Raw genomic sequence first — 12,329 nt, 5'->3', positions numbered from 1 at the left:
TATTCATCCCATGCAGCGACAACAACGTCGCCGGTCTCCCCGAAACAAGTAGTGCACTATTAAATAACTAACGATAGGATATATCATGCGCACCATCAAAACCCTGATCGCAGCATCCCTGGCCACCCTGATCGCTTCCAGCGCTTTCGCCGGCGGCCTGCCGGGCGTTGAAGCCAAGACCGCCAAGTTCCTGACCGCGCTGGAGGGCGGCCAGCCGCTGGAGACCATGACCCCGGCCGCCGCCCGCGCCGTGCTGGAAGGCGCGCAGAAGGGCGCCAAGCTGCCCGCCGCCGACGTGTCGCGCAAGACCATCACGGTGGACGGCGAGGAAATCAAGCTGGTGATCGTGCGCCCGGCCGGCAGCAAGGGCACGCTGCCCGCCTTCATGTTCTTCCACGGCGGCGGCTGGGTGCTGGGCGACTTCCCCACCCATGAACGCCTGATCCGCGACCTGGTGTCCGGCTCCGGCGCGGTGGCGGTCTACGTGGACTACACCCGTTCGCCGGAAGCCGGCTACGGCGTGGCCATCAAGCAGGCTTACGCCGCCACCAAGTGGGTGGCCGCGCACGGCAAGGAAATCCAGGTGGACGGCAGCCGCCTGGCGGTGGCGGGCAACAGCGTGGGCGGCAATATGGCGGCGGTGGTAGCCTTGATGTCCAAGGACAAGGGCGAACCGAAGCTGCGCTCGCAGGTGCTGCTGTGGCCCGTGACGGACGCCAATTTCGACACGCCGTCCTACCAGCAGTTCGCCGACAACCACTTCCTCACCAAAAACATGATGGTGTGGTTCTGGGACAGCTACACCAAGGACGCCGCCAAGCGCAAAGAGATCTACGCGTCGCCGCTGCAAGCCACGCTGCCGCAGCTGCAAGGCCTGCCGCCGACGCTGATCCAGACCGCCGAATTCGACGTGCTGCGCGACGAAGGCGAAGCCTACGGCCGCAAGCTGGACGCCGCCGGCGTGGCCGTGACCACGGTGCGCTACAACGGCATGATCCACGACTTCGGCCTGCTCAATCCGCTGACCGGCGTGGATGGCGTGCGCGCGGCGATGAACCAGGCTTCGCAGGAACTCAAGGCCCGCCTGAAATAAGGCTGGTCCGGCTCAGGCCAGCGCTGCACCCAGGTCTTCGTAGAGGAACCGGGTCAGCGCTTTGATGCGCGCGGTGTCCTTCAGGTCGCGGTGGGTCAGCAGCCACAGGCCGGTGTCGAAGCGCGGGTCCGGTTCGGCCACGCGCTGCAGGCGGCGCTCCGGGTCCGCCAGGTGGCACAGCAGCGGCGCCATACCGATGCCGTCGCGCGCCGCGTCCACCATGGCCAGCAGGCTGTCCACGCGCATGCGGATGCGTTCCGGCGGCACATGCTGCGCCAGCCAGCGGGCCTGCTCCAGGTGGGCCAGCGTGTCGTCCAGGCCGATCCAGTCGTGCCCGGCCCAGTCGTCCGGGCCGGTGCCGCCAAGCCCCCGTTTGGCCGCCGCCTTCAGATAGCTGTGCGAGGCGTAAATGGCGCTGGACAGCGCGCCGAGGCGGCGGCCGACCAGGGTGTCCGGCGGCGTGTTGGAGGGGCGCAGCGCCACGTCGGCCTCGCGCCGGTTCAGGTTCAGGAAGGCGTTGTTCAGCACCAGCTGCAAGCGCACGCCGGGATGGCGCTGCTGGAAGCGCGCCAGGCTGGGCATGAGCAGGCTGCGCGCCAGCGTGTCGGTGGTGGTGATGCGGATGTCGCCTTCCAGCTGCTGGTCATGGCCGGCGACGGCGCTGCGGGCCGCGGCGATCTGCTCCTCCACGCCGGCCAGGCGCGCCTGCAGCGTCTCGCCGGCCTGCGTCATCGTGTAGCCGGACTGGAAGCGCTCGAACAGGCGCACGCCGAGCGCGCGTTCCAGGCTGTCCAGGCGGCGCAGCACGGTGGAGTGGTTCACGCCCAGTTCGCGCGCGGCGGAGGACACGCCGCCGCCCCGGCCCATGGCGCCGCTCAGGGCGATGAAGCAGCGCAGGTCTTCCCAATCCATGTTGTGCATTTTTGCATAACCATTTGGCAGTTTTTGCCAATTTTAATGCGTTTTTGCAGAACCTATACTGGCTCCATCACTTCACCCAGGAGCCGCACCATGATGACGCTGTACACCGCCAACACCCCCAACGGCCAGAAGATCACCATTGCTTTGCAGGAGCTGGAACTGCAGCATGAAGTCCGCCTGCTGGACCTGAACGCCGGCCAGCAGCACCAGCCGGACTTCGCGGCCATGAGCCCCAACCACAAGATCCCGCTGCTGGTGGACGACGGCCGGGCCATCTTCGAATCCGGCGCCATCCTGATCCACCTGGCCGACAAGGCGGGGCGCCTGCTGCCGAAGGACGGCGCGGCGCGCAGCACGGTGCTGCAATGGCTGTTCCTGCAGGTGGCCAGCGTGGGGCCGATGCTGGGGCAGCTGTGGTGGTTCCGCCATGGCGCCAGCAGCGAGCCGCGCAACGAGCAGGCGCTGGAGCGCTACGGCCGCGAGGTGCGCCGCCTGTACGGCGTGGTCGAGCAGCGGCTGGCGTCCAGCGCCTGGCTGGCGGGCGACGACTACAGCATCGCCGACATCGCCACCTGGCCATGGCTTGCCTCGCACCACGAGCTGGGGCTGGACATGGCGGCGTATGCTGCTGTGTCCGCGTGGCTGGAGCGCATTGCGCGGCGCCCCGCCACGGCGCGCGGCATGGCGCAGGCGAAAGGGGAATGACATGGCCTGGACGATACTGCTGGCCGCCGCGCTGGTGGACATCGCGATGGCGGTGGCCCTGAAATACGCCGAAGGCTGGACCCGTTTCTGGCCCAGCGTGGCGGGCCTGGTATTCGCCAACGGCGCCATAGCGCTGCTGACGATATCGCTCAAGCAGCTGCCGGTGGGCACCGCCTTCGCCGTGTTCACCGGCCTGGGCGCGGCCGGCGCCGCGCTGATCGGCATCGCCGCCTTCGGCGAGAGCGCCAGCCCGCTGCGCCTGCTGCTGATCGCCGCCATCATCGCCTGCATCGCCGGCCTGAAACTCGCGCCGGCCTGACTGCAGGGGCGAAAAAAAGCCACGCGGGCAGTCGGGCGCGCGTGGCTTTCAAAAGGGCGGGGAGTGGCCGCCCGGAGTTAGACGCCGATGCTTACTCGGCGCCCATTTCTTTCAACAGGTTGTCGGCCTTGTCCACGTGCTTCATGTTCCACAGCATGTAGCGCAGGTCGACCTGGATATCGCGCGTGTTGGCGTTGTTGAAGTCCCAATCGGAGATGATGGAGTCCAGCGTGCCGTCGAAGGCCAGGCCGATGAACTCGCCCTTGGCGTTCAGCGCGGCCGAACCGGAGTTGCCGCCGGTGATGTCCAGCGTGGCCAGGTAGTTCACCGGAACCGATTTCAGCACGGGGTCAACGTACTTGCCGAAGTCCTTGTTCTTGATCGCGTCCAGCTGCGCTTTCGGCGCGTTGAACTCGCCCGTGCCGGTGGCTTTGGCGGCCACGCCCTTGACGGTGGTGAACGCGGTCCAGGCGGTGCCGTCGGCGGTGCCCCATGGGCGGCCGGCGATCTTGCCGAAGGTGACGCGCAGGGTGCTGTTGGCGTCCGGGTAGACGGCCTGGCCCTTGGTCTTCATGTAGGCGATCTTGGCCTTCATGTAGCTCGAGTAGGCTTGCTGCAGGCTGCCCGCCAGCTCTTCCTCTTCCGCTTCTTCCTTCATGGCCACGTCGTACATGGCGACGGCGGCTTTGATGAAGCTGTCGTTGGCGGCCTGGAAGTCGGCCGGCTTCTTGCCCAGCCATGCCTTGCGCTCGGCGGCGTCGCCCAGCTTGCTGCCGGCGTACAGCTTGTCGATCGCACCTTTCAGCGCGGCAGCGTCCATGCCGTCCACGATGCCGATGGCGGCGTCCCAGTTGGCGTTGCGCTCGGCCTTCGGCATGGCGGCGTACTTGGCCAGGTGATGCAGCACCAGCGCCTTGTCCACCTTCTCGTCGTAGTTGCGCACCAGCGCGGCCACCGAAGCTTCAATGCGCTTCAGGTCGCGTTCCTGGTAGCCGGCCTTGCGCTCCACGTCCGGCTTCTGCGATTCATTGGCCAGGCGGTACAGGGTGCGGGCCGTGTTCAGCAGACGCGGCTGCGAGTAGCTCAGTTCGAACTCGCGCTTGACGTTGGCGTCGCGCTTGGCGATCAGCTCTTCGACCTGCGCGATGCCGGCCGCGTATTCGGCCTTGCGCTTGGCGTCGCTGTTGACCCAGGCTTTCAGTTCTTCATGCTCGCGGGTCTTGCGGGCCAGGAAATCGCTGCCGGCGTAGGAGTCCAGCATGCCCTGGCGGTTCTTGTAGTAGTTGTTCACGTTGGCAACCTGGCCGGCGTATTTCAGCGCGCTGTCCTTGTTGTCCTTGGTCTCGGCGGCGATGATGGCCAGGTTGTCGGCCGACGCTTTCACGAACTGCGGATAGTTCCAGCCGAAGGTGAAGTCCACTTCCGACGGCAGGCGGTGGCGGTTGGTGCGGCCAGGGTAGCCGGCCACCATGATGAAGTCGCCTTCCTTCACGCCTTCCTTGGCCAGCTTCAGCACGTGCTTCGGCACGTAAGGCACGTTGTCCTTGCTGAAGTCGGCGGCCTTGCCGTCCTTGCTCACGTAGGCGCGGTAGAAGCCGTAGTCGCCGGTGTGGCGCGGCCACATCCAGTTGTCGGTGTCGCCGCCGAACTTGCCCACGCCTTCAGGCGGCGCGTGCACCAGGCGCACGTCGCGGATTTCCAGTTGCTTGATCTTGTAGTATTCCAGGCTGCCGTAGTAAGCCGACACGGTGCAGCGGTGGCCCTCGTCTTTTTCGCACTCGGCCACCATGGCCTTCTGGTTCTTCTCGATCGCGTCGCTGCGCTTCTTGCCGTTCAGCTTGGCCACTTCCGGCGTGATGATCCTGGACGTCACGTCCACCACTTCCTTGGTCACGAAGATGCGCGTGCCCGGGGTGGCCGGCACTTCGTCGGCGAAGGTCTTGGCCAGGAAACCGTTGGCCAGCAGGTCGTTCTGCGGCGTGGAGTTGTGCGCCACGCTGTTGTACACGCAGTGGTGGTTGGTGGCGACCAGGCCTTGCGGCGACACGAAGGAAGCCGAGCAGCCGCCCAGGCTGACGATGGCGCCCATCGGGAACTCGGTCAGCTGGGTCAGTTTGGACGGGTCCAGCTTCAGGCCGGCGGCTTTCAGTTGCTTAGCTACTTGTGGCAGCTGTTGCGGCATCCACATGCCTTCATCGGCGTGGGCTGCGGTGCTCAGGATGGCGAGCGCGATCAGGGATTTGTTCATTGAATAGGACACTCAAGGGCGGAAAAATGCCGAGTATCCTTTTGGCGTTCAATTACGTCAACGATATTCTTGGTTGCTGTGCACAAAAAGCCAACGCAAAGCGTTGGCTTTTTGATAATGACACTTACCCACTGACGGGGAACTAGCGCAAGCGGCCCCTGAAGATCAGATTGACGATGCCCAGGAGGATGACGGCGCCCAGGAAGGAAACGAGCAGCGACAGGGCACTGAAATCGTCCGCATTGATGGTGGAAACGCCGAACAGCGGCGAGAGGAACCAGCCGCCCAGCAGGGCGCCCACAATACCGACCACCATGTTCAGCAAGATGCCTTGCTGCGCGTCGGTTTTCATGACCATGCTGGCAAGCCAGCCGATGATGCCGCCAATGACGATCCAGATAATAAAGTTCATATTGATCCCCTTCATAGTTGACTGACAGGCCAACCCGGCCGGGTGGCCCTTGGGGCTATTCTCGGTGGGAAGATGGGTCCAGTCCGTGCGCCAGCGTACGCAAGGCGCTTACATTTGATTACTCTGGAAACACTTTTCCAACAGCCCGATCCGTTTTTGGCGCGTTATCACCAGTACCGGCGCCACTGAGCGTCTATCTTACGGAGAACAAAAATGGAAAACACCTCGACCAGCAACCGCATCCACCCGCTGATGGCTGTCGCCGCGGCGTCCGTCACCATCGCCAGCCTGGTTGGCGCGGCCGCCTTTGCCGGCTTGCTGCCGGGCTCGAAAAGCACGGTGGAGACTGCGCCCGCCACGGCGGCAGTGCAGGGCAGTGCGCCGGCCGAGCTGAGCGCCACCGCCCCCGGCGCCCTCCCGGCCGCACCTGCCGCCAATGCGCTGGCCGCGCAGCCTGCCGCCGTCCAGCCTGCGGCTGCGGCCGCCGCGCCGGCGCCGAAACAGGTCGTGCATCATAAAACCGTGGTGCACCATGAGTATGCGAAGCCGCAGGTGGCCCAGCAGCCCGCGGCGCAGCCGGCTCAGCAGCCAGCCGCCGCTCCGGCGCCGGCAGCGGCGCCGCAGAACAGCGCGCTGGGCATCGGCATCGGCGCGGTAGTGGGCGGCCTGGTGGGCAACCAGGTGGGCGACGGCAAAGGCCGCACGCTGGCCACGGTGGCGGGCGCCATCGGCGGCGGCTACCTCGGCAACGAGATCGCCAAGCGCAACCAGGCCAGCTCGGCGCCTGAGCAGAAATAATGCGAGAATGCTGGGCTTAGCTACTGAGCAAGCCCAGCATGACCGACTCCGCCGCCGCATCCTTTACCCCGCCTCCTTCCGCCGCATCCGCCGCCCTGCCGGCAGCCGCGCTGGACCGCTGCGCGGTGCCGCTGGCCGCGCGTGATGCGCGCCGCATTGCGCGCTACGCCGCTGCGGCGGACGCGGCGCGTTTCCTGCATCCCGTTCAGCAAGCCTTGCTGCACCGGCGCGGCTGGCTGAAGATGCTGGCGCCGCGCGCTTGCGGCGGCGCCGAGCTGGCCTTGCCGGACGCGGTGCGCCTCGAGGAAGCGGTGGCCACCATCGACGGCAGCATGGGCTGGGTGCTGACCCTGTGCGCCGGCGCCGGCTGGTTCGCCGGCTTCCTGCCGCCCGCAACGGCGCGCGCCATCGTCGGCACGCGGCGCGTGTGCGTGGGCGGCAGCGGCGCGCCCACCGGGCATGCCGACCTGGAAGGCGGCGGCTACCGCATCACCGGCCGCTGGGACTATGCCAGCGGCGCGCCCATGGCCACCCATTTCACCTTGAACGCGGTGCTGCGCGAACACGGCCAGCCGCTGCTCGACGAGCACGGCGCGCCGCGCATCCGCGCCTTCATCGTGCCGGCCGCGCAGGTGCGTATCGTGCCGTCGTGGGGCAGCATCGGCATGCGCGCCAGCGCCTCGCACAGCTACCGCATCGACAGCCAGTGGCTGCACCGCGACCACGGCTTCGCCATCAGCGCGGCAGGCGCCACGGCGGACGGGCCGCTGTACCGCTTCCCCTTCTATTCGCTGGCCTTCGTCACCCTGGCCGCCAACGTGGCGGGCATGGCCGCGCACTTCATGCAGCTGGCGCGGCCCGCGATGAGCCGCCGCAAGCATTCCATGTCCGGCCTGCCGCTGCTGCAGGCGCCCGGCGTGGCGGCATTGCTGGAAGCCAAAGAGCATTCCTTCGCCGCAGCGCGCAAGCACTTCTATTGGATGCTGGAGCGTGCCTGGGCGCTGGTCGCGGCGGGCGCCCAGCTGGGTGCCGCCGACATGGCGGGACTGCAAGCCGCTTCGCTGGCGCTGGTGGCCGTGTCGCGCCAGGCGGTGGACGAACTCTATCCATACTGCGGCCTGTATGCGGCCCATGAAGAGAGCGAAATCAACCGCGTCTGGCGCGACTTCCACACCGCCAGCCAGCATTCGCTGCTGCTGCCCTGAAGCGCTATGCCGCCTCGCGCAGTTCCCTGCGCAGTATCTTGCCGACGTTGGATTTCGGCAGCGCTTCGCGGAACTCGATGTATTTCGGCTTTTTGTAGCCGGTCAGCTGCGCCTTGCAGTAGTCCATGAGCTGGGCCTGCGTGAGTGCGGCGTTCCTGCGCACCACGAACAGCTTCACCGCTTCGCCAGAGGCGGCGTCGGGCACGCCGATGCAGGCGCATTCCAGCACATCCGGATGCGCCGCCACCACGCCTTCCACCTCGTTCGGGTAGACGTTGAAGCCGGACACCAGGATCATGTCCTTCTTGCGGTCGACGATTTTCACGTAGCCGCCCTGGTCCATGATGCCGACGTCGCCCGACTTGAAGAAGCCGCTGGCGGTCATCGCTTGCGCGGTCTCGCCGGGCCGGTTCCAGTAGCCCGCCATCACCTGCGGGCCGCGTATCGCGATTTCGCCCGGCTGGCCGGGCGGCACCGGTTCACCGTTGTCGTCCAGGATAGCCACCTCGGTGGACGGCACCGGCAGGCCGATGGTGCCCGAAAATTCGCTCTGCCCGGGCGGGCACAGGGTGGCGGTGGGGGAGGTTTCGGACAGGCCGTAGCCTTCCAGGATAGGCACGCCCGTCACGCCGCGCCAGCGGTCGCTGACCGCCTTTTGCACCGCCATGCCGCCGCCCAGCGTGATGCGCAGGCCCGAGAAATCCAGCGCCGCAAAGCCGGGCTGGTTCAGCAGGCCGTTGAACAGCGTGTTTACGCCCGGGAAGAAGTTCACGCGCACCTTGGCCAGTTCCTTGACGAAGCGGCCCATGTCGCGCGGGTTGGGGATCAGCAGATTGGTCGCGCCCCAGCGCGCGCCCATCAGCATGCAGGCGTTCAGGGCCAGGATGTGGTACAGCGGCAGCGCGCACACGGTCACCAGTTCGCCGTCCGCCTGCGCCTGGCGCAGCGCCGGTCCGGCCCAGGCGTCGTTCTGCAGCATGTTGGCGATGACGTTGCGGTGCGTGAGCGTGGCGCCCTTGGACAGGCCGGTGGTGCCGCCGGTGTACTGCAGGAAGGCGATGTCGTCATGCCCGAGCGGCGCCGGGCGCAGCGCCAGCGCCGCACCCTGCTTCAGCGCCTGGAGGAAGGGCACGGCGCCGGGCAGGCGGTAGGCCGGCACCAGCTTTTTCACCCTGCGCAGCACCAGGTTCACCAGCGCCCCCTTGAGCGTGCCGAGCATGTCGCCCATGGCGGCGACCACGATGTGCCGGATCCCCGGCGCGCCGCCGGCCAGCACCTGTTCCAGCGTCACCGCGAAGTTCTCCAGGATGATGATGGCTTCGGCGCCGGAGTCCTGCAGCTGGTGCGCCAGTTCGCGCGGCGTGTACAGCGGATTGACGTTGACCACGATACAGCCGGCGCGCAGGATGGCTGCCACCGCCACCGGATACTGCAGCACGTTCGGCATCATCACCGCCACCCGCGCGCCCTTGCCCAGGCCGCGCTGCTGCAGCCACGCGGCCAGGCTGCGCGAGTGGCCGTCCAGTTCCGCGTAGGTCATGGCGCGGTCCATGCAAACGTAAGCTTTGCGCTCGGCGAAGCGGGTGAACGATTCGTCGAACAACTGCACCAGCGAGCCGTATTGCGCCGGGTCGATGGTGGCTGGGACGCCTTCGGGATAGGACTTGAGCCAGCGCATGTCATGGTGGTCTTCAGCGTGCATTTTTCATCGTCTCCTCTCGTATCCGCATCAATGCGTGCGTGCTGTCGTCGGCGCCGGGACCGGCCACCGTGTCGATCTGGTCCGGCATCAGCTGGCGCCCGCCGGCCGACAGGATGCCCACGCCGGCCACCGGCAGACCGGTGGCGCGTTCCACCATGGTCAGGCGCGCGCCCTTGGGGTTGGGCGCCCATTGCTCGCCCCACAGCGTCATCGCGGCGAGGATGGGGTAGAGCGAGCGGCCCTTGTCGGTCAGCAGGTAGTGGAGTACGCGGCCGTCGTCCGGCGCCGGCTGGCGCAGCAGGATGCCGCTGTCGACCAGGCGGTTCAGGCGCTGGGTCAGGATGCTGGTGCTGATGCCCAGGTGCTGCTGGAACTCCTGGAAGCGGCGCATGCCGCAGAACGCGTTGCGCAGGATGACGAAGGTCCACCATTCGCCCACCTGCTCCAGCGTCTGGGCGATGGGACAGTTCTTGTCGGCGAAGGAGGTTTTGCTCATCGGTGCGGCCCGCTTGGTGAATTTACAACGACTATAGTAAATTCACTTCGGTTACGCAAGTGAAATTCGCGGCCGGGGCGATGCCGAGGCAGCGCACGAAGGCGGCGAACACGGCGGGATCGAAATGGCCTTCGCGGGTCCAGGCCGCCATGCGGCGCAGCGCGTCCGGGGGATCCCAGGGCGCCTTGTAGGGCCGCTGCGAAGTGACGGCGTCGTACACGTCGCACACCGCTCCCATGCGCGCCTGCAGGCTGATGGCCTCGCCGGCCAGGCGCGACGGGTAACCCTTGCCGTCGTAGCGCTCGTGGTGGTGCAGGCAGACGTCGGCCACCACCGGCGACAGGCCGCCGGCCGCCTTCAGCAGCGCGTGTCCGGTCACCGGGTGCAGCTTGACGGCTTCGAACTCGGCCGGGCTGAGCCGGTCAGGCTTGTTCAGGATCTCGGGCGGCACCGTGGCCTTGCCGATGTCGTGCAGCAGGCCCGCCAGGCCGCACTCGCGCACCGCGCCGGGCGCCATGCCCATGTGTTGCGCTAGCGCTATCATCAGCGCGCAGACGGCCACCGAATGGGCGTAGGTGTAGTCGTCGCTGGTGCGCAGGCGTACCAGGCTCAGCATGGCGCCGGCATTGTGCGAGATGGAGCCGATGATGTCGTCCACCAGCGGCAGGGTGGACGACAGCGCGGCGGGCAGCGCGGCCGCATCGCCGGCGCGCACCTGGCTGAACAGCGCACAGACGGCCGCGCGCGAGCGGTCCACCAGCTCGGCCGCGCGCGCCAGGTCGTCCCCGCCCCCGGCTATGCCTTTGGCGGGGTCGATCCACAGTTCCTCCACCGCGCTGGCATGCAGCCTGGCCAGCATGGCGCTGTCGCGGATCAGGAAGGAACGCTGCCAGAACGGATGGTGATACCAGCTGCCGCACAGTTCCTGGACATACATGCCGACGCGGGCTTGCTCGCGCGTGATTTTCTTGAACATATCTGGAGTCTTCCAATTGCATCAGATCAGTATCAAGGCGATCACAAGCAAACCCCAAAGACAGGCTCTGATAAAAATCATCGAATTGATCTATTGCTGAAGAGCTGAATGGATTGCAGCGTGCTTATTGCATGATATTTGTAAAATATGAGTGCAATCTGTAAACTATTTAATCCCGGATGCTATAATTTTTTCTCTGAATCAGTTGGCGCTGAATTGCAAAATGACCAATATACTTCCTTTTGGGAAATATTCATAGGTCATTACCGGACATTCTTCAGGTCAGTTCAGGACAGGTCAATAGAGAGATGAATCAGTCAGTCAAGGTTAGCCAATTGCTTCAGGATTCCAGCCCGTCCGCCGCCGCGCCCGCCCCCTACAGCCACGGGGTGCGCTTTTATCCCGCCCACCTGGTGGTGTTCCTGCTGAACCAGCTCGCGCTGCGCGGCGTGCCGGCGCAGCTGGCGCTGGCCGGCAGCGGCATCGGCGAGGAGGAGATGCGCATCGCTTCCACGCGCTTTTCGGTGCTGCAGATCCTGGCCGTTATCCGCAACGCCATCCGCTACGCGCCAAGTGTTGCGCTGAAAGTGGGCACTTGCTTCAATGCGTCGGCCTGCGGCATTTTCGGCTTCGCCCTGCTGAGCAGCCCCAGCCGCAAAGCGCTGCTGCACGCCGTACTCAAATACAACCGCCTGATCGACCCGCTGACCAATTTGCGCTATGCCGGCAAGGATGGCTGGGCGGTATGGGAAATCGAACCCAGCCTGGCCTGCGCGCCCACCGATCCTTTATACCGCTTCGCCGTCGAATTGAAAATGTCGTGTTTTAAAACGATGGCGCGGGATTTATATGGCGAATTTTTTGATTTTAAAAGAATCAGCCTGCGTTTTTCCGCCCCGCCGCATGCGGCTGAATATATGGAGTTATTCAACTGCGAAGTATTATTTGAGCAGGAGAAAAATGAAATCGTTTTCAGGGAAATGTTAACCGGAAAGGAAAGGCCGGAAGCGGACGCGATTACGCACGCGATGATGCTGGAATTGTGCGAGCAATCCTTGCAGAAGATGACGCGCAACGCCACGGCGGCCGGCGCGGTGCTGATGATATTGCTGGGCTGTTCGGGAGTGTTTCCCAATATAGAGGAGATAGCGCGGGAATTGGCGGTGAACGCCCGCACCTTGCGCCGCCGGCTGGAGGCGGAAGGCACGAGTTACAGTGAAATCCTGTCGCGCCACCGCATGCAGCTGGCGCTCAGTTATTTAAGAACCAGCGATTTGAATAATAATGAAATCGCGGCGCGCCTGGGTTATAGCGACGCCACCAACTTCCGGCGCGCCTTTGTGTCGTGGGCGGGTGCGCCGCCCAGCAGCTTCCGCCCGGCCGGACCGTAAGCGTCAGCCGTGCCGCAGCGTCAGGCGCCGCTTTAAGCCGCGCGTGGGCCGGCCACGGAATGA

Annotated in this window: 12 protein-coding genes; 6 read left to right on the top strand and 6 right to left on the bottom strand. The window is 65.7% G+C overall.

Annotated elements, in window-relative coordinates:
- The first annotated feature begins 85 nt into the window (after window positions 1–85).
- Complete coding sequence (locus AC56DV_RS07900) at window positions 86–1,093, top strand: alpha/beta hydrolase (protein ID WP_496313737.1); 1,008 nt, start codon at window positions 86–88, stop codon at window positions 1,091–1,093.
- A gap of 12 nt (window positions 1,094–1,105) precedes the next feature.
- On the opposite strand, the gene AC56DV_RS07895 is transcribed toward AC56DV_RS07900, so the two are convergent.
- Window positions 1,106–2,014 (bottom strand): LysR family transcriptional regulator, encoded by a 909-nt coding sequence (locus AC56DV_RS07895; RefSeq protein WP_496313736.1) that lies wholly within the window; start codon window positions 2,012–2,014, stop codon window positions 1,106–1,108.
- A gap of 90 nt (window positions 2,015–2,104) precedes the next feature.
- On the opposite strand from AC56DV_RS07895, the gene AC56DV_RS07890 reads away from it, so the two are divergent.
- Both AC56DV_RS07890 and AC56DV_RS07885 read left to right on the top strand, forming a co-directional pair.
- Window positions 2,105–2,719 (top strand): glutathione S-transferase family protein, encoded by a 615-nt coding sequence (locus tag AC56DV_RS07890; protein WP_496313735.1) that lies wholly within the window; start codon window positions 2,105–2,107, stop codon window positions 2,717–2,719.
- Window position 2,720: 1 nt separating this feature from the next.
- Window positions 2,721–3,038, top strand: coding sequence for a DMT family transporter (locus tag AC56DV_RS07885; protein ID WP_496313734.1), 318 nt, complete (start codon window positions 2,721–2,723; stop codon window positions 3,036–3,038).
- A gap of 91 nt (window positions 3,039–3,129) precedes the next feature.
- Here AC56DV_RS07885 and AC56DV_RS07880 read toward each other — a convergent pair whose 3' ends face one another.
- Together AC56DV_RS07880 and AC56DV_RS07875 are read right to left on the bottom strand one after the other, a co-directional pair.
- Window positions 3,130–5,286, bottom strand: a complete 2,157-nt coding sequence (locus tag AC56DV_RS07880; RefSeq protein WP_496313733.1) for a S46 family peptidase — start codon at window positions 5,284–5,286, stop codon at window positions 3,130–3,132.
- 142 nt (window positions 5,287–5,428) lie between these two features.
- Window positions 5,429–5,698, bottom strand: coding sequence for a GlsB/YeaQ/YmgE family stress response membrane protein (locus AC56DV_RS07875; RefSeq protein WP_496313732.1), 270 nt, complete (start codon window positions 5,696–5,698; stop codon window positions 5,429–5,431).
- 213 nt (window positions 5,699–5,911) lie between these two features.
- Between AC56DV_RS07875 and AC56DV_RS07870 the strand changes: the two genes are divergently transcribed.
- Both AC56DV_RS07870 and AC56DV_RS07865 read left to right on the top strand, forming a co-directional pair.
- Window positions 5,912–6,496 carry a glycine zipper 2TM domain-containing protein gene (locus tag AC56DV_RS07870; RefSeq protein ID WP_496313731.1) on the top strand — a complete coding sequence of 195 codons (585 nt, stop codon included), beginning with the start codon at window positions 5,912–5,914 and terminating at the stop codon, window positions 6,494–6,496.
- A 38-nt stretch (window positions 6,497–6,534) separates the two neighbouring features.
- Window positions 6,535–7,701: an acyl-CoA dehydrogenase family protein gene (locus AC56DV_RS07865; protein ID WP_496313730.1), complete on the top strand. Its 1,167-nt coding sequence runs from the start codon at window positions 6,535–6,537 to the stop codon at window positions 7,699–7,701.
- A gap of 4 nt (window positions 7,702–7,705) precedes the next feature.
- On the opposite strand, the gene AC56DV_RS07860 is transcribed toward AC56DV_RS07865, so the two are convergent.
- Genes AC56DV_RS07860 through AC56DV_RS07850 form a run of 3 tightly spaced genes read right to left on the bottom strand, consistent with a single transcriptional unit; the run spans window position 7,706 to window position 10,875 of the window.
- Window positions 7,706–9,403 (bottom strand): long-chain-fatty-acid--CoA ligase, encoded by a 1,698-nt coding sequence (locus AC56DV_RS07860; RefSeq protein WP_496313729.1) that lies wholly within the window; start codon window positions 9,401–9,403, stop codon window positions 7,706–7,708.
- The gene (locus AC56DV_RS07855; protein WP_496313728.1) at window positions 9,393–9,899 is read right to left on the bottom strand and encodes a winged helix-turn-helix transcriptional regulator; all 507 of its coding nucleotides are present in this window, start codon (window positions 9,897–9,899) and stop codon (window positions 9,393–9,395) included. The genes AC56DV_RS07860 and AC56DV_RS07855 overlap by 11 nt, the downstream gene beginning before the upstream one ends.
- A gap of 31 nt (window positions 9,900–9,930) precedes the next feature.
- Window positions 9,931–10,875, bottom strand: coding sequence for an HD-GYP domain-containing protein (locus tag AC56DV_RS07850; protein ID WP_496313727.1), 945 nt, complete (start codon window positions 10,873–10,875; stop codon window positions 9,931–9,933).
- A 242-nt stretch (window positions 10,876–11,117) separates the two neighbouring features.
- Here AC56DV_RS07850 and AC56DV_RS07845 point away from each other — a divergent pair, with 242 nt between their 5' ends.
- Window positions 11,118–12,266 (top strand): AraC family transcriptional regulator, encoded by a 1,149-nt coding sequence (locus AC56DV_RS07845; RefSeq protein WP_496313726.1) that lies wholly within the window; start codon window positions 11,118–11,120, stop codon window positions 12,264–12,266.
- Window positions 12,267–12,329: the final 63 nt, after the last annotated feature.

It is taken from the genome of Massilia sp. BGA-UO-ETr-WB1, from assembly GCF_059567845.1.
The sequence above is the reverse complement of the archived record's forward strand: the minus strand, read 5'-3'. Positions and strand labels throughout refer to the sequence as shown.

Bases quoted from the DNA above. Each gene is read 5' to 3' on its own strand.
- AC56DV_RS07900 (WP_496313737.1), top strand. From the start codon at position 86: ATGCGCACCATCAAAACCCTGATCGCAGCATCCCTGGCCACCCTGATC.
- AC56DV_RS07895 (WP_496313736.1), bottom strand. From the start codon at position 2,014: ATGCACAACATGGATTGGGAAGACCTGCGCTGCTTCATCGCCCTGAGC.
- AC56DV_RS07890 (WP_496313735.1), top strand. From the start codon at position 2,105: ATGATGACGCTGTACACCGCCAACACCCCCAACGGCCAGAAGATCACC.
- AC56DV_RS07885 (WP_496313734.1), top strand. From the start codon at position 2,721: ATGGCCTGGACGATACTGCTGGCCGCCGCGCTGGTGGACATCGCGATG.
- AC56DV_RS07880 (WP_496313733.1), bottom strand. From the start codon at position 5,286: ATGAACAAATCCCTGATCGCGCTCGCCATCCTGAGCACCGCAGCCCAC.
- AC56DV_RS07875 (WP_496313732.1), bottom strand. From the start codon at position 5,698: ATGAACTTTATTATCTGGATCGTCATTGGCGGCATCATCGGCTGGCTT.
- AC56DV_RS07870 (WP_496313731.1), top strand. From the start codon at position 5,912: ATGGAAAACACCTCGACCAGCAACCGCATCCACCCGCTGATGGCTGTC.
- AC56DV_RS07865 (WP_496313730.1), top strand. From the start codon at position 6,535: ATGACCGACTCCGCCGCCGCATCCTTTACCCCGCCTCCTTCCGCCGCA.
- AC56DV_RS07860 (WP_496313729.1), bottom strand. From the start codon at position 9,403: ATGCACGCTGAAGACCACCATGACATGCGCTGGCTCAAGTCCTATCCC.
- AC56DV_RS07855 (WP_496313728.1), bottom strand. From the start codon at position 9,899: ATGAGCAAAACCTCCTTCGCCGACAAGAACTGTCCCATCGCCCAGACG.
- AC56DV_RS07850 (WP_496313727.1), bottom strand. From the start codon at position 10,875: ATGTTCAAGAAAATCACGCGCGAGCAAGCCCGCGTCGGCATGTATGTC.